The following is a 17,945-nucleotide window of genomic DNA, read 5'->3' as shown; positions in this document are numbered from 1 at the left end:
TTATTACCTAAATTTTAAATTAAATTCATTCTTGTTGAATATTTATTCATTTTTACTAAATAATAATTTGTTTTAGTAGGCTTTATAACCGTTTTCAACACCTTTAGTTGAAACACTAACTGCATCATGAGCATGTAATGATTCGTAGTGGTTTACTCTAATCCAAAAATCAGAGTAGCCTGGAATCAAATTTAATGCGTGTTTTAAACGACGACCAGCATCTTCACAGAACATTAAATTTTGTCCATTTAAACGTGCAAATTCTTGCTCATCTTCACGCTTTACTGCTGCTTGTACAGGTGTTTGAAGTGCTTGTTCGATTAAATCAACTAGATCACCGATTGGAAACTCTTCAACCTCAGTGGTTAATTTAACTCTGATTTCAGCAATACTTCTCTGGCTATGAGGTGTTGCAACTATGCCTTCTGTTGTGCCTAACCATTTATGAACTTCTTGCTGAGATACAAACTCTTGCTCAGCAAATTTTGTATTAAATGATTTTTGAATCAGTTGTCTTGCTAATGCAGCTGAACACGGACAAGTTGAAGAGTAGGGTACGTCAACTTTCATTTCGATAGTTGCTTCACCTTCGACAAAATAACCTTTAATTTCGATTGGGTAGGCTTTCCACCCTTGCTTGCCACTAATCAATGATTTTCGGCGCATATGGTAATCGAAGTTAAACTTTACAAAAGCTTTGTCACTTAATTCTTCATGGCTAGAAATAAAGTTATCTAACAATTCAAGTAAACTGGATTTTGTTAAACTGCCTTGAGTTGATAATTGATCAAGCAATAAATACAAGCGAGACATATGTATGCCTTTTGCTGTAGCTTGCATTAAATTAACAAAAGCTTCTACTTTTGCACTGACTGGGCGTTCAGGTTCGCCTTTCGCAGTAATCATTAGAGGAATTTCAATTTCACTCATTCCAACCCAATCCAAAATGCCTTCTGTTTGTGCAGAAGATTGGTTGGCGATGTCAGGCATAGAAGTTGGCATTCATTCTCCAGAGTATTGATAAACTGTTGGGTATTAAAAAAGGGCGCAAGTTATACCATAAAATCGAATTAAAAGGTCTGATTTTTTAAGCACAGTTTCTTACACGTTATTCCGTGCAAATATATCATTTAAGATTTAGCTTGATAAACCCTGTTATAGCAGGGTTTATCAAATTTTCTTGATATATTTACTCTGGTACCTATTTTTTAGTCTTCGCTCGCGGTAAGTTGCTGTAATTGATGGAAATCTGTTTGTCCTTCTAAGACTTTATAAATCCCATCTTGAGCTAGAGTCCGCATACCATCGGCTATTGATTGCGCTTTTAGCTCTGCAAGAGATGACTGTTTGTAGATAAGTTGCCTTAATTTTGGTGTCATCTTCAATAGCTCATGTACGCCCGTTCTACCTTTATAACCAGTATGGGCACAGCTATCACAGCCTGCTGCTTTATGCAGTTTTATCTCAGTTTCATCTATGTTCAGTTCTCTAAAGTAACTTTCTCCGTATTGTCTTTTGAGAAAATTGATTTCATCGTCGCTAGCTTTATAACTGGTTTTACAGTTTTTACATAGAGTTCGGATCAATCTTTGGGCTAAAATTCCGACACAGGCATCAGAAAAATTAATCGGATCTAATCCTAGGTCTAATAATCGAGTAATTGTTTCAGGCGCTGAGTTCGTGTGTAAGGTCGACATAACCATGTGACCGGTTAACGAAGCTTCAACCCCAGCATGCGCTGTTTCTTTATCTCGCATTTCACCAATTAGAATAATATCTGGATCGGCCCGCAAAAATGCTCTAAGTGCGGTTTTAAAATCAAAGCCGATTTTGTTATTCATTTGAACTTGTTGTAGACCGGGTTGGGTTATTTCTACTGGATCTTCCGCCGTCCAAATTTTCTTGTCCGGTGTGTTTAGCTTGCCTAATACCGCATGCAAGGTTGTCGTTTTCCCTGAACCTGTCGGGCCAACTACAAGGATGATGCCGTGCGGATGCTTTATCATTTCGAGCAAAGTGTCGTTATTTCGAGGCGACAAATTTAATGCTTCAAATGGTAAAGCACCACCTGAGGCTAAAACTCGCATGACGACCCCTTCGCCAAACACAGTCGGTATGGTCGCAACCCTGACTTCAACTAGGTTACCAGCTATTTTAACTGAAAACTTACCATCTTGTGGCAGACGCTTTTCTGCAATGTCTAATCTTGCCATGATTTTTATTCTGGCAACGGTTGCTGCATGATGTGACGGCGGTATCTGGATTACGTCCTGACAGACCCCATCTATTCTCATTCTGACTTTGGTCGGGGATTTTCCTTTACTCGGATCAATGTGAATGTCTGATACATCGAGTCGTTTCGCATCTTGTAAAATTTTATTGACTAGCCTGACAACAGCAGGTGCTTCTTCGTTTGGTGCTTCGTCGTCGGATATTTCAGCATCTTCGACACTTTCTTCTATTTCATCTAGTATTTCACCTAACTCACCGGGATTACTTTCTTGCCCCTGATTACCACCAATTAATTTAAGAATATCATCTGGCAAGCCTACGCAAAGTTCATAATTATTTAGCCCTGTGGCGCTTTCTACTTCGAGTAATAAAGTTGCATTGGTCGGTTGGGCCATGACGACAATCGGATCCATTTCAGGATTAGCTAAAATCGTCACTAGATTTTTGCGCCTGTACTGAGGATTTAATTGTTGATTGGCTGGGTGTTCTTGTAGTGGAGTATCGGCCGTCACGCTTTTAACTTGGTAATATACCTCTAGAGACTTAGCGATATCTTTAGTTTTGAGTTTCGAATCTTCTATTAGACTTCGAATGACTTCACTATAATCTTTGGCTTGGATTTCTAGTTTAGATAAGGTTGTTTCACTAATGAGCTGACTGTGGACTAGATATTCAAATGGTGTTTTAGTGCCACCTAGTTCATACCTAAACTTTTGGCCGATAAAGCTAGCAAGCTCTTCAGCTCTGACTAAATCTTCGTCGTCGAAAACATACTTATCTTTATGATTGATGAGCTGGATAATACCGAGTAAAACGTCATTTGCGACAATCGGCATTGCGAGCATATTTCTCGTTTTGAAATTACTTTGCTGATCGAAACGGGCTGCAAATTTTAACTTTGGATGTATTGCTCTGAGTGCGTCAGCGTCATAAGCGTCTTCTATGATTAATGGCTTTTTTGAAAACGCGACATAACCGGCAATTGATTGAGGTCCAATTGGGACTCTAATTTCTTTCAGCTCATTACCCGATTTATAACGAGAGACAATATCGTAGCTGTTTTTATTTCGCTGATAAACTGTCATTCGTTCGCATTCGAATAAGCTTAAAATTTCGTTTTCAAGCTTAGGGAAAATATCCGTAAAGTGGTTGCTTTGATGTATTTCTCTTAGTATTTGAGTGAGTTTTTTATAAAAGAGATCGCCTGTCATAATTAGATATCCTTGCTAGCCACATTATCTATTATTTCCCAGTTTGGGCCGATGCATGTGTAATATAGTCAGTTTTAACTAGTTATCCCGGGTTCAGGCTGGTTAAAACTCTTGCTGAAATTATTTTGAACTCTGTATATATTAATATGCAGTTAGCTCATGTGTTTAAGAATAGAGGATTTTTTTATTTAAATCTCCTGATTAATTTATACAATAGCTAAATTCGATACAAATTTACATTGACGACCGTAAAGACTGTTAATTATCAATCAGAGATAAAATATGAAACCTCAATTAAAGGTCAAAATTGGTGGACAAAGTGTTGCTGGTGTTAAGCCTATTAACCAAGACGCTTTTGCTGCGCAAACCCCTAAAGGACTAGTTTTAGATCACAAAGGGGTTGCTGTTGCCCTTGCAGATGGAGTTAGCAGTAGTAAAAAATCGCATGAAGCGAGCCAGCTTTGCGTGACTCAATTTTTATCTGATTATTATTCGACACCCGATACTTGGAGTGTCAATAAAGCATCGGCAAGGGTTTTAACTGCTTTAAATTCTTGGTTATACAATAAAAACCACAGAACTGAAGAAGATAGTTTAGTTTGTACTTTTACGGCTATGGTTATTAAATCTTGTACCGCACATATTTTTCATGTGGGTGATAGCCGACTATATAAGTTAGATGGTGATGACGTTATTTGTGTTACCAGAGATCATGTTCATCCATCGAGAAAAGAGGCTTTTTTAACCCGAGCTATGGGGATAGATAGCCATTTAGAAGTCGATTATCAAACTCTAGATTTGAAACTTGATGATATTTACATGCTTACTACAGATGGTTTTCATGAATTTATCGATTTAAAGCTAGTAAAGCAGTATATCGAGGAAACCAAAGATCTTAACGAAGCCGCAGAGAAGCTAGTTGAGTTAGCTTTAGCAAATGGTAGTGATGATAACGTTTCCTGTGTGCTTATTCAGATAGAAAAACTTCCACACGAAGATGTGAATGAGGCGCATAGACGTTTATCTAAATTGGTTATCCCGCCAGTGTTAGAAGTTGGACAAAACATCGATGGTTTTAATGTCGTTAGAGTGCTGTTTAGCGGTACTCGCAGCCATGTATTTTTGGTTGAAGATAATGAGGGTAAGCAATATGCGCTTAAAATGCCGTCGGCATACTACCGAGAAGACCCTGAATATCTAGATGGATTCTTGCGTGAAGAGTGGATTGGCAAGCGACTTTCTCACCGAAATATTATGCATATCTATCCAAGGCCAGAAGAAAGTCCATTTATGTACCACTTATGTGAGTATTTAGGTGGACAAAATTTACGCCAGTGGATAGCCGATAATCCATCACCTTCTTTAGACGAAGTCAGAAAAATTATTCAAGAAGTGATACAAGCCATGCGCTATTTTCAGCGTAATGGCATGGTGCATAGAGACTTAAAACCAGAAAATGTCATTATTGATAAATACGGGCAGATTAAGGTTATCGATTTCGGGACAGTTTCGGTTGAAGGTTTAGAAGAAATAAGCACACCATTTAAAGAGTCTTGTCCTGTCGGCTCAGTTGATTATATTGCGCCTGAATATTTAATGGGGAAAAAAGGCACCTTTCAATCTGATTTATACTCAATTGGGGTGATGTTTTACGAGCTGTATTGCGGGAAGTTACCGTTTGAGCTGGGTAATTTACGCAATAACATTCCACAGAATTTTAATTATTGGCAATATAAATCGATGAGTTTGGTTAGGGCTGATACGCCAAAATGGATTGATGTTGCTCTAGAGCGAGCATGTAGTCCAAACCCAGCTACTAGACATCAAGCATTTTCTGAATTTTTAGCCGATTTATCAACGCCTAATCAAGATTTAATGAGTAAGCATGAGTTTAAGCCTTTAGTTGAGCGAGACCCGCTGCAATTTTGGAAAATGGTGAGTATAGGTATGTTTATTTCAAATATTGTACTTATGTATTTGTGGTTATCTTAATCAGGCTTTAACCCTTATCAAAGGCATGTAATGCTACTTGTTTGGTATTCATCTGAGGTATGCGTTATATAGAGCTAAATCAATATAAATAGTGATAATCAGCTGGAGATAAAAGCCATTTAGGCAAGGCAAGTTGGCACAGGCATAGTGGTTCTATGCCAAGCCAACTTAACGCAGAATAAATGGCTTTTAGCCCAGCCTTTCAGGAGCCTCACAGACAGCTCACTTCTGTGTTGTATCATTTTTAAAGGTGCCTACATTCCTGCAATGATACGCCTTGAATTGAGCTGTCTGTGATGGCTCTGATACTCGCAATTTATATTGATTTAGCTCTAGAACAACGTTTACCTTGGGAGCCTACACTTTGTGTTGACAGGCCTAGAATTGAACTGTCTTTGATGGCTCTGATACTCTCAATTTATATCGATTTGGCGCTATGTTTTAGGCTTAGGTAAACATTTTAGCTTTAATGCTGTTTCTATTGGCTGAGGTTTAGCTATGTAATAACCTTGAGCATAGTCGACGCCTATTTCTGCTAACATCTCCAATGTTTCTCTATCTTCCACAAATTCAGCGACAGATACTTTGCCAAGTGATTGGGCTATGTCTTTAATCGCTCTAACTAAAGCGACATCGATTGGGTCGCTCTTCATATCTTGAACGAAAGAGCCATCAATTTTTACGCTTTTAGCGGGTAATTGTTTTAAGTAACTAAAAGTACTAAAGCCAGTGCCAAAATCATCGATTGAAAAGCCACAACCCAGTTGATTCAATTCTTTTATCATACGCATAGTTGCGGAAAGGTTGGTTAAACTGGCACTTTCGGTTAGCTCAAAAATAATTCGCTTAGGATCAACTTGGTATTGCTGGATTTTTTGCGAGATTAAAGGGCTCAGCTTTTCGTCACTAAAAGCATGGGCAGATAGGTTTATTGCTATTCTTTTTAGATCTGGGTATTCAGCGAGCATACTGATTGATTTAGCAACTACTTGATGATCTAGTAGTTTTATATCTTCAGCTCTTTCTAATGCCGGAATAAAGCTGTTTGGGTAAACTAATTCACCATTGATATTGAGCCTAACGAGTGCTTCAAAGTAAGCAAAACTATAATCTTTTATTTTCATCACAGGTTGAAAATGCAGCACTATATTATCATTGGCTATAGCTTGTTGCAGTTCATGTATCCACTCTATAGTGTCGCGAAGCTTTTCACTGTCTTTATCTGTATCTGAATATATATGAACCAGATCGCGGCCTTTGTGTTTAGCGACATATAATGCGATATCGGATTGTTTTAGGTATTCATGAGCGCTCTCAGCTTCGCCGTTAATGCTAGTTACACCTATACTACAGCTTAATTTATATACTTGACCGTCAAATTGATAGTGACCTAGTTTTACGACCTCGCAAATCTCGTCAGCTAGTTCTTTGGCTTGAGTTAAACTGGTGAAAGTGACTAAAACAGCAAATTCATCTCCGCCAATACGGCAAAGCAGATCAGACTTCCGTAATCTAGATTTAATGGTTTTGGATACTTCTTTTAAAACAATGTCACCTTGGTGATGACCTTGAGAATCATTAATAATTTTAAAGTGATCTAAGTCTATGTAGAGTAAAGCGTGAGGACCTTCACCTCTATTTGATAAATGGGTTAGGCGGCTTAGCTCTGTATCAAAGTAGTAGCGATTGTGTAAGTTAGTTAAGGTGTCGTGAAGTGCTAAGTGTTCAAGCTTAGTTTCAATCGTTTTTCGTTTGGTGATATCGTCTAACGTTAAAGTGATAAAGGTCGAGCCATCATTTTGCTTTGCGGCACTTAGCCTAGCTTCCATCCATATATCTAGGTTTTTTTTATGTTTAATTTTAAATTCTAACGTGCACTGAGAAATCGTGTTATTGAATAAATCCTTAATCGTATCTTCAACTAAATTATGCTCTTGTTCAAATTCTGGGCAGATAAAGTGCAGAAAGTCTTTATTTTCTATTTCTGATTCGGTATAGCCAGTTAGCTCAGCCCAGGCTTTATTGTAAAAGTGAATCTTGCCAAGCTCATTGAGTTCTAAAACAGCCGTTGTCATGCTGTCTAATAACTGTTGGTGTGCTTCAGAGATTTTTTTGTATTCGAGCTCTTTTTCTCTCAGACTTTTTACTTTATCTGCAAATTGTTTATTGCTGATCATAAAGTCTTCGCGACGTGAAGCAATCTCACAAACCCTGCGCAGTGGTTCTGCTCTAAAAGGTTTAGTGATGAAATCTGCAGCGCCTTGAATAATCAGCTTTTCTGCCATTTCCATAGTGCCGTGGGCTGTCATTATGATGACGGCTTGTGAAGCACTTTCGTTCAATATCTTTGTGAGTACTTCTTCACCTGAAATACCCGGCAGCATAACATCGAGTAAAACAATTTGATGTCTTTTTTCTAGCCAGAGTTTAAAACCGTCTTCTCCATTGCTTGCGAGTTCTATTTCAAATCTATTACCTAGAATGCGGCTAACAATTTCTTGGATTTCTTCATTATCTTCTATGACAAGTAATGGTACTTTGCTTGAGTGCTCTATTTTGGAAGAAAGGGCGTCAGCTAAAATTGAGGGTAATTTATGTTTTTCTTCAAAGGAGAGTAGTCGGTTGACGGTAAATTCTCTGGCAGTGGTTTCTGCTATATGTTCACACCAAGTAGAAGCAATGATAATAATAGGCACTTGGGCATCACACTGAAAAATACCAGCTCTAACCATTCTCGCAAGCCGCCAACCATCAAATCCGTCAATATCTATATCGGTAATGATGCATTCTATTCTTTGTTCGCGTAACACATTAATAGCTTGTTCACCTGTTTGTACTTCAACCAATTGAAATACTTCAGTTTCCAAGACTAATTTGGCTATGCTTTCTCTATGTTCAGCATGGCTGTTTACTAATAAAAGTTTGATTAAACGACTCATTTATTTTTTACCTAGTAAAGCCATTACTTGTTTATTTGTTGGAGATTGTGTTGTGCGATTTTAATCATAATTTGAGACTAGCAAAATTTTTAACTTATATCATTAATCTAGGTACAAGTTTTTTGAGTTTAATTTAATGAGTATAGTCGATAGTTTTATTATTTAGTTGGAATGATATTTGCTGAGTTAAGTCTATAGACCTTGGTTTTTTATCCGAGTGTTAATTTATTGACGGTATTCACTATGTATTTTAGTTTTAATTTTTTTCATATTTTGAATCTGCGGCAATTTTTGTCTGCAGTGGGTCTGTTATGTTTACTAAATCTTGCCGCTTGCTCTGGTTCATTGAGTTCAGAGAGTGAGACATCTGAAGATGTAGAGCTAAAAGTAGCCATCGGCAGCACAGGTAAATTAGGACAAAATATTCGGATACCTGTCGGAACTGAACAAATTGACATTGTTAGCTCTGTTCGTGGAGAAGATGATACTTATACTTATATTTGGTCAGCTCAACCGGCTTTGTTCCAAGAGGAATTATCAGACACAACAACTGAAACGGTGCAACTTAGCATTCCGGAATCAGTGATTACTGATACTAATATTACACTGACCTTAATTGTGATTGATAGTGATGGGAAGCAGGCTTCAACGAGTATGCTAGTTGAGGTGTTCGCGCCTAATACTAACCCTGAAATTATTAGTTTTGAAATAGATGACAAAGATCAAGTTGTGCATTCAGGTAAAGGCTTTAGTTTTCAATCCGAGTGGATAGATGCTCAAGATGGCCAGAACGTTGCTAGTGCTATTATTTATGTTACGCCTAATGCCGCAGTTGATGGGATTCCGAGTAATGGTGTTTTAACTCAATTTGATACCGCAGAGGTAAGTTTCCCCGCATTATATATAGTGGGAGAAAACCAATTTATTAATAAATCCGATAAAACGGCGAGTTTAACTTTTACTTTATCTGTTACTGACATGAATGGCAAAACAGTGACATCGAGCCCGTTATTTATTGATATTTTACCTGCGAGCTTAACTTCACTGACAATCGATGCTGGCGATGCTCAAACAGTTTATACCGGGCAGTTAGTGAATTTAATTGGAGAGGTGTCTCGCAGTGATAATATTGAATATGCTTGGCTGCAGTCTGATTCGGAAACTAGGCTGGATTTAGATGTAACAGACAGCCTGGCGCTGCAGTTTAACGCACCTTCAGTTGATTCCAAGACTTTGTTTGAATTGAAATTTACGGCGACGGATGTAGTCAGTGGCATTTCTTATAATGATTTCGTTAGTGTGACTGTATTACCTATCGGTATTTTTGATGGCATGAATGATACAGGTATAACTAATTGTGCTAATGAAACCAGCAATTTAGTCAACTGTGGTCAGACTAATTTACCTAGACAAGATGCCGAAATTGGACGAGATTCTGCAGCATTAAATGCCGAATTGGCGAAAGAAGGGGGCGGGGAGCTAGGCTTTGATTTTACCTTGTTAAATCAAAATGGTGAGGAAGATTTTACCAGTACTCCAACTTGCGTACGAGATAATGTCACCGGATTAATTTGGGAAATAAAAACCACAAGTGGTATTAGAGCGCATACTCATACTTTTAGTTGGTTTGACGAATCTGAATTTAATGGTGGGTTCTCCGGAAGTCAAACTTCTAATAGTGCGGCATGCTTTACGGATACTTCTCTAACCGCTTGCAGTACAGCATCCTACATAGAGTATATAAACTCTGTTGGAATGTGCGGCGGCAATGATTGGCGTTTGCCAACAGTGAATGAGCTTGTATCAATTTTAAACTATGCGAACGATGACGATAAATTGGCGTTGGGGGCGAATAACTTTCAAATTTGGTCTAATCATGCCAAAGCAAGCACGCCATATTGGACCAGTGAATCTAGCTTATTTGGCGTAAACGATAGTGAAAGTCCAGAAACACCAAACGCTTGGGCGGTAAATTTATCAACAGGTGATGAACATGCACATAGTAAGTTATTGGCTGGCGCCATTTTACTGGTGAGGTAAAAATGAAAAAGTTTAAAAATTATAAGCTTGCGGTTTCTTTTAGCTTAATTTCAACATTGATGAATCAGAATGCTTTAGCGTTTTGTACGGATTCAATTGCGCCTTCAATAACAGAATCTAATTATATTTTAGATGATGTTAACGGTGTAGTGACAGATGGTTTAACTGGCTTAATGTGGTCTCGTTGTAATTATGGTGAGGTATGGTCGAGTAACAGCATGACTTGTACTGGGACTGCAAAAAGTGCGGTATGGATTGATGCGGTTAAGTTTGCTGCTGAATCTCAATATGCGAGTCATTCTGATTGGCGTTTACCCAATGTAAAAGAGTTAATGGGGTTAATTGAAAGGCAGTGTGCCGAGCCTGCGACAAATATTAATTTATTTGCGAGTACTAAGAATCAAACCTATTGGACAAGCACGCCAGTGTTTAATTTAGAAAAAGTGAATATGGTTTGGGGAGTACAGTTTAAGGAAGGCACAAACAGCCAAAGACCAAAAGGCACAAATACTTTGTTTCGTTTGGTGAGAAAAGTCACTAATTAGATGCTAATTCAATAAATTAGTCGACTAACTTTTCTTTTATTCAATATTTTCGGTATAGTAACGGTATTATTATGAAGCACGTAAATTGGTTTGGGCAAGTCAACGTTGGCACCATACAAGAGGATGTCGGTATAGCTCAACCTCTCAATACTGAGCAGGATCTCACAATGAGCGAAAAGAAAAATCAAAACGGACAACCTATAGTCGAATCCTCATTTGGATTTTGGCTTACTCTAGGTTTAGTCGTTTTGTTGCCAGTCGGCCTTTCATACTTTTTATCTAGTGTTGAAGAAGGCTCGAATAGTTATTTTGCAATTATCTTGCTGGGACTCGTTTTATTACTTGGCCTGCAACTTTTTTGGGCTCATAGCTCAAGTAAATCTAATCGAATGGATGAAAAAGAAGACTTTCCAGAGGACGATTAATTCGTCCTCATTGATTGGTATTAAATACTAAATTATTTTCCGTCGAGTTAAATACATCCCCAAGCAAGTAGCTCTCTCAACACAGTTTCACCTTATTCTCAGATTAGTCGAATTACAAGTTAATGCTTTATTGCCTGACTCTTAGTTAACTTCTGACCTCTAGGTCAGGTTAGTTAGCATTTATTATCGCTGAGCTTTTGATTAGATAGCTTGGTACTTTTATATCCAAGTTAGAGTTAGGACTATTATTAAACATAGCTTTAGGTGTGTAGTTAATATAATCCGTTTGTTTGATGATTTTCAATTCTTGGTCAAACTCGAATAACATCACAGTTTTCCAAGGTCCTAAATCGACCCCATCATATTCAAATGGCATTAAATATCCAACTACAGTTGCATTTAAGCCATCTATCCAAATATTTTCGACAACAAATGCACTTTCCGAGCGCTGGTAGGTTAGCTTTTTATCTTCCCAATTAAAGTAATTTTTTATTTGCTTAATACCTTTAGCCTTATCTCCTTTAATGACATTAATCAGCTGTGCGTCTTGAGCGTAGTAGCCCAGCAATTTATCAAATTCTTGGTGAAGAGCATAGGTCATTAAATAATCTGACAGTTTCAGTTTTACTTCTTGTTTTAAAAATACCTCAGCTTTGTTTTCTTCAGGGGTATTTTTACATGCGTTTAAAGCTATCAGACAAAAACACGCTAATATCAATCGACTAATCAATTTAATTTGCTCCTATATCGCTAAACAAACAGTTCAAGTAAATCATTTAAGTATAAATGACCTTTTGCTGTAACTTGCCAGTTGTTCACACTTTCTTCTATAAAACCTAGCTGTTTTGCTCTGGTTATAGCTGGCTCAATTGTGCTAATGCTTAAACCTGTATATTGCTCGAACTCGTTGATTGGACAAGCTTCCATTAGGCGGAATCGATTCATAAAAAATTCGAATGGTAAATCGTCTTGGCTGACTTGGTGTTGTTTGTAAGTGTAATTTTGAGTTAAATCTAAATAACCTTTTGGATGTTTAATTTTTTCATAGCGAATTATTTTGTCCTCATCGGCTAAAGTAATTTTACCATGTGCACCACAGCCAATTGCTAAGTAATCACCAAAGCGCCAGTAGTTTAAATTGTGCTGGCATTGATGACCTTTTTTGGCATAGCCACTAATTTCGTATTGCTCGTAGCCATGCTCAGATAGTAATTTTTGTCCTTGCTCTTGAATAGACCATAGAGTTGTATCTTGAGGCAAGGTTGGAGGTTTAGAAGCAAATAAAGTGTTTTCTTCTATGGTTAATTGATACCAAGATAAATGAGGTGGGGAAAGCGCAATTGCTTGGGATAAATCGCTCAGTGCATCTTCTATGCTTTGGTCCGGTAAGCCATGCATTAAGTCTAAATTAAACGAGTTTAACTTGAGTGCGCTCGCTACTTTAGCTGCTTTTATTGCTTCATCGGCTTGGTGAACTCGACCTAGGCTAGTTAACTTTTCGTTTTGCAGGCTCTGAACACCTATAGAGAAGCGGTTTACGCCAGCCGATTTAAAACCCGTGAATTTATCTATTTCGAACGTACCTGGATTTGCTTCTAGTGTAATTTCGCAATTTTCACTTAATTTGAGCCTGTGTTTTACCCCATCAATGATGGTTTTAATCCCTTCGGCACTGAAAACACTTGGCGTACCGCCACCAAAGAAAATAGTTTCAATTTCTCTATTTTGTGCCAAGTGAGCATCTTGGGATAAATCATCTAATAAACAGCTGATGTACTCTGATTCAGGTATATTTGATTTAATTGAATGTGAGTTGAAGTCGCAGTAAGGACATTTTTCAATACACCATGGAATGTGTATATATAAGCTTAATGGTGGCAATACCATTGTTAAACTCTTACTTTTTGGCTTTGGAACTGCTGCATCAATTTGACTAAGGCTTGGCCTCTGTGGCTTAATTTATTCTTTAACTCGGCTGGAAGATCGGCTGAAGTGCATTCTTGCTCTTCTAACCAAAAAATAGGATCGTAGCCGAAGCCATTTTCACCTGAGGGCTGGTGTGTGATTGAACCTGTCCAAGTGCCTTGGCATATAATTGGTGTTGGATCGTTTTCATGTTGTAAATAAACTAAAACGCATTGGAATCTTGCTGTGCGGTTTTCTTCGCCTTCTAAGTTAGATAATAGCTTTTCTAAGTTTTGCTTATCTGTCGCATTCTCACCTGCGTAACGAGCTGAATATATGCCAGGTTTGCCGTTTAAACATTCTACTTCAATACCTGAGTCGTCAGCTATTGCAGGCAAGCCTGTATGTTTTGATGCATTTCTTGCTTTTATTAGTGCATTTTCAACAAAAGTTAAACCTGTTTCTGCTACATCAGGAACGTTAAACTCACTTTGTGCTTTTACTTCGTATTCAAAGTTTTTTAGCATTTGATTGAGCTCTTTTACCTTACCTTTGTTACCTGTTGCTAACACAATTTGTCTTGTCATTTGCTACTTCTGTTTACTGAACTTAATAACTGCTTAGTTTACTGTGTCTTAATCCGTTAGTCGATCTAGATCCGTGTTTCAAACGTAAAGTCTAAAAAGATAAGTTGATACCAGATGAAACCACTCGATTGTATATTAATTAGCTCAGCCGGCAGCGATATAGCTGCTTCTTTGTACCTTTATTGGCGAGATCGCTACCCAGATTGTCTATTTGTACTAGTTTCTCGAGCTCCGATATCTTATGACGTCAGATCTCAAGATCTTGTTTTAAAGTGTGATTTATCTCAACCAGACCAAAAAAATATCTTGGTACAGCTTTTAAAAGACAATCAAGTGTCTCCCGATTGGACGATTTGTTGTAGTGGCTTTTTACATGATAATTTAATTAAACCTGAAAAAAGTTTAACTCAATTTTCAATAGATAATTTTATGTGTAACTTGCAGGCTAATTTATTAGTCCAAATTCATTTAAGTCAGGTTTTAAATCTAGTATTAAACAAGCACAAGCCTGCTAAATTTATTTGCTTGTCTGCTCGAGTTAGCAGTATTTCAGATAATCACTTAGGCGGCTGGCATAGTTATAGGATGAGTAAAGCGGCTCTTAATATGTGGCTAAAAAACCTTGCGATAGAATGGCAGAGAAAATTTCCATTACATGCAGTAGCGAGTCTACACCCAGGCACCACAGATACTAAATTGAGTTTACCTTTTCAACAAAATATTAAGCCGGATAAATTATATGCAGGTACTTTGACTGCTGAGCGGATAGACAGGGTATTTAATTTATTAAGCTTGGAAGATTCTGGGGCTTTGCTTAATTGGGATGGCAATAAAATTGCTTGGTAGGGGAGATAATGGTCCTTGTAACGTATTAGGACAAAATTAACGAGCTAGCTGACTAGCTCGTTAACTAGCCAGTGCTCAAGTTAATTAGACCATAAGCACTCAATTAGTGTTTATGATCGCCATCACAGCAATCATCTTCGTGGTGATGATGGCTGCCACAACCGCCTTCAGCATGGACATGACCGTGAGCTAATTCTTCTTCAGTTGCCGCTCTGACAGCAATAATTTCAACATTAAACTCTAAATCGACGCCTGCTAGCGGGTGGTTGCCGTCTACAGTTACGGTTTCATCTGTGATCTCAGTGATGATTACAGATTGTTCACCTTGATCTGTGCTAGCTCTTAATTGCATGCCTTCATGAATTTCTTCAATTGCATCGAAAACGCTAATAGGTAAAGCTTGTACTAATTCGTCATGGTAAACACCATAAGCGTCAGCAGCTTCAATTTTACACTCAAATTTATCACCAACAGTTTTACCTGTTAATTCATTCTCTAAGCCACTGATTAAAAAGCCTTGACCGTGTAAAAATGTCATCGGCTCGCCGTCTCTCGAGCTGTCGATTTCTTCACCGTGACTATTTTTTACTATGTAGTGCATTGTGATGACGCTATCTTTTTCTATATTCATTTTGTTTCCTAATAATCCAGTGAATAAGGTAATGCTTGAATAATAACACAAGTATCTGGAGATTCTTTAACTCTGTATTTCGCTCCAATCTCTATATCAGATGCAAGTACAGCTAACCCAGCAGCGCTGTTATCATGTGTCGTTACTTGAATAATTTGGCCGACTCTTCGCCAGCTTGAATCGGTTTCTACTTCTATCGTATTACCAATCTCTATTTGACTTGATGCTTCTGCCGTAAATGCAAAGCAAGCTCTTTTATTTTTACCTAAATAGCGCATTCTTGCGACCGTTTCTTGGCCCATGTAGCAGCCTTTTTTGAAGCTGATGCCACCAATCGCATGAGAATTAAGCATTTGAGGGACGAACTCTGAAATGTGCTGTTCAGTTATAAAAGGTAAAACTTTTAAGCTTAATTGTTGAGTAAATAAACTTTCGTCAGCAGAATTTAAATTCGTTAGTATAGGTTCAATTTGCTCAGCTTTCGATTTTACATAAAGCTGTAAGCCATCAGACAGTTTACATAAAAAGCCTGTTTCTAATGCTTTAGTTTGATTTAATTCTGTTTCAACTAAATTAGAAATATCGCCTATCACTGCATAAAATTCGTAATTTTCCGATTCTGCTTTAATATTTACTTTTGAGAAGACACCAAACTTGCTTAGCTCTGTTGCTGATTTCGCTAAAGTTGTTTTGTGTTGGAACAATAAAGTTTCACCGTTCGTCGGGATTAAATAAAACTGTGACCATAACTTGCCTTTTGCGTCACAATGACAGCCAAAGCTTGCTTGAGTGTCTGCTAAGCTAGCGAGATCGCAAGTGACTTGGCTGTTTAAATATTTGTTGGTGTCATCACCTGAAACACTAATTGCTTGCCAATTTTCTAGTTTTACTAGTTGAGCTTGTATAGAATGTGTCATGTTATTTGTTAGGTAATTCAATCGATGGCGAGATTGTAGCAAATTTGCTGAATTGAAACCTATAATCATATTTATAATTTTGACAATAAATTAAATTGAGAAATTAATGGAAAACATATCAAGAATAAAATGGGCATGTCGAAGAGGCATGCTTGAGCTCGATGTTATATTGATGCCATTTGTTGAAAACCACTATGCGGATTTACCGCAAGCTGAAAAAGACTTATTTCAAGTACTGTTGGATGGTGATGATCCTGTGCTATTTGCTTGGTTTATGGGCCATGAAGAATGCCCAAATGAAGCTTTAACTCAGTTGATCAAAAAAATCCATAAACTAAACGGCGCATTAGTTTAACGACGACAGTGTATCGTTTTGAACCTAAGCCGAGTGACCTTTGGTTAAAGTTATTTTTTAGCTTTCAGTGTCTGATGGGATTCGTTATAGCTTATGGATTTATTATGCAAGGCAGCGAACTTATTTGGCTCGCTTTGCTTTTGTTTATGCTCACCACTTTGGTCATTTTCTTATCTGTTTCTAAACAGAGCATTAAATTGCCAAAACAATTTATTATTACGGACAATTTCACAATAATAATTGAGCAAGAGAGTTACGAATTTAAAAATCCCTGTTTTTATTGGCGTAGTTATTTTTTATTGTCTTTTGTGCGTTCTAACTTGCCTTTACAGTCGCACAAATATAGGTTTTTATTGCTGGCTCCTGATAGTTTAACAACCACGGAGCAAGCTCGATTAAGGCGAGTGCTAAAAAGGCTTTAAATAAGCTTGGTAGGCGTCATTAATCAATTTAGATTTGCGGTATAGATTCAAAAATAAAGGAGTTTTTATGGATTGTCCAAAATGTCATCAGAGCTTTAACGCTATTACATATCAGGGAATAGAAGTCGATAGATGCTCTGGCTGCCAAGGTTTTTGGTTTGACTTTGCTGAAAAAGATCAGTTAAAAGCAATTGGCGGTGCAGATGCCTTAGATATAGGTGATGCAGAGAAAGGTGCTAAATTTAATCAAAAAACAGAGATTGATTGCCCGAAGTGCCAAATACCTATGACAGTGATGATAGATAAAGATCAGTTTCATATTCAATATGAATATTGCCCTTCATGTCATGGTACATTTTTTGATGCAGGAGAGCTTAAAGATTTTGATGAACATACGTTAGCTGAACGGTTTAACCAGTTTATGGCAACCATAAAGACAAATTTAAAGCTCAGCTAATAGTGATATGCAACTTGAGATAGGGGTTATAGAACTTAACCTAAACTAGGGTTACTTAGGTTGCATGATTTTTTATCGTTTCACTTGCCATCAAAACCAGCATTAATTTAGGTTTTTGATTAATTGTATTTCACTTAATGTTTAACCACTCAATTCCTCTTACCGTAAATTTTAAGCTAGCTTGCTTAATTATTTAGGACTCTCGTTATTTCTACTTCAGCTTTTGCCTTAGCAAAAACTGTAAATAAAGATCAGCCCCTAGCGCAATATCAACAATTAACTGAGCTGATGCTTGTTGGTTTAATTATGCAACCAGCAAGCGGACATTAGTCGTATTCATGTGTATAGATAAACTGAGTTAACTTTTATTTACGTTTTGTAACTAGGGTATACAAAACTTCGCAGGTATACTTTTTGTTAACATATTTTAAGTAAGTTAAT

General features: G+C 37.5%; 16 protein-coding genes. 8 read left to right on the top strand and 8 right to left on the bottom strand.

The genetic code is table 11. From position 1 onward, the window contains the following. Positions 1-72: 72 nt before the first annotated feature. Both folE2 and XM47_RS07055 read right to left on the bottom strand, forming a co-directional pair. Positions 73-1,002 carry a GTP cyclohydrolase FolE2 gene (gene folE2 / locus XM47_RS07060; RefSeq protein ID WP_048691116.1) on the bottom strand — a complete coding sequence of 310 codons (930 nt, stop codon included), beginning with the start codon at positions 1,000-1,002 and terminating at the stop codon, positions 73-75. A gap of 206 nt (positions 1,003-1,208) precedes the next feature. Continuing rightward, complete coding sequence (locus XM47_RS07055; protein ID WP_053084523.1) at positions 1,209-3,443, bottom strand: GspE/PulE family protein; 2,235 nt, start codon at positions 3,441-3,443, stop codon at positions 1,209-1,211. Positions 3,444-3,725: 282 nt separating this feature from the next. Here XM47_RS07055 and XM47_RS07050 point away from each other — a divergent pair, with 282 nt between their 5' ends. After that, entirely contained in the window at positions 3,726-5,435 is a 1,710-nt protein-coding gene (locus tag XM47_RS07050; RefSeq protein ID WP_048691114.1) for a bifunctional protein-serine/threonine kinase/phosphatase, read from the top strand. Positions 5,436-5,869: 434 nt separating this feature from the next. Here XM47_RS07050 and XM47_RS07045 read toward each other — a convergent pair whose 3' ends face one another. Further along, positions 5,870-8,374 (bottom strand): GGDEF/EAL domain-containing response regulator, encoded by a 2,505-nt coding sequence (locus XM47_RS07045; RefSeq protein WP_077066503.1) that lies wholly within the window; start codon positions 8,372-8,374, stop codon positions 5,870-5,872. Between the two features lie 300 nt (positions 8,375-8,674). Here XM47_RS07045 and XM47_RS07040 point away from each other — a divergent pair, with 300 nt between their 5' ends. From XM47_RS07040 to XM47_RS07030, 3 genes are all read left to right on the top strand, one after another. Further along, entirely contained in the window at positions 8,675-10,414 is a 1,740-nt protein-coding gene (locus XM47_RS07040; protein ID WP_245623439.1) for an Lcl C-terminal domain-containing protein, read from the top strand. A 2-nt stretch (positions 10,415-10,416) separates the two neighbouring features. Next, positions 10,417-10,959 (top strand): Lcl C-terminal domain-containing protein, encoded by a 543-nt coding sequence (locus XM47_RS07035; protein WP_048691110.1) that lies wholly within the window; start codon positions 10,417-10,419, stop codon positions 10,957-10,959. 71 nt (positions 10,960-11,030) lie between these two features. Beyond that, entirely contained in the window at positions 11,031-11,384 is a 354-nt protein-coding gene (locus XM47_RS07030) for a hypothetical protein (protein WP_048691109.1), read from the top strand. Positions 11,385-11,553: 169 nt separating this feature from the next. Here XM47_RS07030 and XM47_RS07025 read toward each other — a convergent pair whose 3' ends face one another. The 3 genes from XM47_RS07025 to XM47_RS07015 are packed head-to-tail and all read right to left on the bottom strand — an operon-like array spanning position 11,554 to position 13,876. Then, positions 11,554-12,114 carry a hypothetical protein gene (locus tag XM47_RS07025; RefSeq protein WP_048691107.1) on the bottom strand — a complete coding sequence of 187 codons (561 nt, stop codon included), beginning with the start codon at positions 12,112-12,114 and terminating at the stop codon, positions 11,554-11,556. A 20-nt stretch (positions 12,115-12,134) separates the two neighbouring features. Then, complete coding sequence (hemW, locus tag XM47_RS07020) at positions 12,135-13,271, bottom strand: radical SAM family heme chaperone HemW (protein ID WP_048691106.1); 1,137 nt, start codon at positions 13,269-13,271, stop codon at positions 12,135-12,137. Between the two features lie 2 nt (positions 13,272-13,273). Further along, the gene (locus XM47_RS07015; protein WP_048691104.1) at positions 13,274-13,876 is read right to left on the bottom strand and encodes an XTP/dITP diphosphatase; all 603 of its coding nucleotides are present in this window, start codon (positions 13,874-13,876) and stop codon (positions 13,274-13,276) included. 114 nt (positions 13,877-13,990) lie between these two features. On the opposite strand from XM47_RS07015, the gene XM47_RS07010 reads away from it, so the two are divergent. After that, a complete protein-coding gene (locus XM47_RS07010) occupies positions 13,991-14,722 on the top strand; it encodes an SDR family oxidoreductase (protein WP_053084522.1) in 732 nt (243 codons plus the stop codon). Positions 14,723-14,825: 103 nt separating this feature from the next. On the opposite strand, the gene slyD is transcribed toward XM47_RS07010, so the two are convergent. Continuing rightward, a complete protein-coding gene (gene slyD / locus XM47_RS07005) occupies positions 14,826-15,353 on the bottom strand; it encodes a peptidylprolyl isomerase (RefSeq protein ID WP_048691102.1) in 528 nt (175 codons plus the stop codon). Positions 15,354-15,361: 8 nt separating this feature from the next. Next, positions 15,362-16,270: a CAF17-like 4Fe-4S cluster assembly/insertion protein YgfZ gene (gene ygfZ / locus XM47_RS07000; RefSeq protein ID WP_048691100.1), complete on the bottom strand. Its 909-nt coding sequence runs from the start codon at positions 16,268-16,270 to the stop codon at positions 15,362-15,364. A gap of 106 nt (positions 16,271-16,376) precedes the next feature. On the opposite strand from ygfZ, the gene XM47_RS06995 reads away from it, so the two are divergent. The 3 genes from XM47_RS06995 to XM47_RS06985 all read left to right on the top strand — a co-directional run bounded on the left by XM47_RS06995 (position 16,377) and on the right by XM47_RS06985 (position 17,504). After that, on the top strand, positions 16,377-16,625 hold the full coding sequence (locus tag XM47_RS06995; RefSeq protein ID WP_048691099.1) for an FAD assembly factor SdhE: 249 nt from the start codon (positions 16,377-16,379) through the stop codon (positions 16,623-16,625). 8 nt (positions 16,626-16,633) lie between these two features. Next, positions 16,634-17,047 (top strand): protein YgfX, encoded by a 414-nt coding sequence (locus tag XM47_RS19505; RefSeq protein ID WP_412731120.1) that lies wholly within the window; start codon positions 16,634-16,636, stop codon positions 17,045-17,047. 67 nt (positions 17,048-17,114) lie between these two features. Beyond that, positions 17,115-17,504 (top strand): TFIIB-type zinc ribbon-containing protein, encoded by a 390-nt coding sequence (locus tag XM47_RS06985; protein WP_048691096.1) that lies wholly within the window; start codon positions 17,115-17,117, stop codon positions 17,502-17,504. The last annotated feature ends 441 nt before the right edge of the window (positions 17,505-17,945 follow it).

This window comes from Catenovulum maritimum (assembly GCF_001050375.1).
Classification (GTDB): domain Bacteria; phylum Pseudomonadota; class Gammaproteobacteria; order Enterobacterales; family Alteromonadaceae; genus Catenovulum; species Catenovulum maritimum.
The sequence above is the reverse complement of the archived record's forward strand: the minus strand, read 5'-3'. Positions and strand labels throughout refer to the sequence as shown.

Coding starts and splice junctions, on each gene's coding strand:
- ygfZ (WP_048691100.1), bottom strand. CDS start 16,270: ATGACACATTCTATACAAGCTCAACTAGTAAAACTAGAAAATTGGCAA.
- XM47_RS07050 (WP_048691114.1), top strand. CDS start 3,726: ATGAAACCTCAATTAAAGGTCAAAATTGGTGGACAAAGTGTTGCTGGT.
- XM47_RS07055 (WP_053084523.1), bottom strand. CDS start 3,443: ATGACAGGCGATCTCTTTTATAAAAAACTCACTCAAATACTAAGAGAA.
- XM47_RS06985 (WP_048691096.1), top strand. CDS start 17,115: ATGGATTGTCCAAAATGTCATCAGAGCTTTAACGCTATTACATATCAG.
- folE2 (WP_048691116.1), bottom strand. CDS start 1,002: ATGCCAACTTCTATGCCTGACATCGCCAACCAATCTTCTGCACAAACA.
- XM47_RS07010 (WP_053084522.1), top strand. CDS start 13,991: ATGAAACCACTCGATTGTATATTAATTAGCTCAGCCGGCAGCGATATA.
- XM47_RS07015 (WP_048691104.1), bottom strand. CDS start 13,876: ATGACAAGACAAATTGTGTTAGCAACAGGTAACAAAGGTAAGGTAAAA.
- XM47_RS06995 (WP_048691099.1), top strand. CDS start 16,377: ATGGAAAACATATCAAGAATAAAATGGGCATGTCGAAGAGGCATGCTT.
- XM47_RS07030 (WP_048691109.1), top strand. CDS start 11,031: ATGAAGCACGTAAATTGGTTTGGGCAAGTCAACGTTGGCACCATACAA.
- XM47_RS07045 (WP_077066503.1), bottom strand. CDS start 8,374: ATGAGTCGTTTAATCAAACTTTTATTAGTAAACAGCCATGCTGAACAT.
- slyD (WP_048691102.1), bottom strand. CDS start 15,353: ATGAATATAGAAAAAGATAGCGTCATCACAATGCACTACATAGTAAAA.
- hemW (WP_048691106.1), bottom strand. CDS start 13,271: ATGGTATTGCCACCATTAAGCTTATATATACACATTCCATGGTGTATT.
- XM47_RS07035 (WP_048691110.1), top strand. CDS start 10,417: ATGAAAAAGTTTAAAAATTATAAGCTTGCGGTTTCTTTTAGCTTAATT.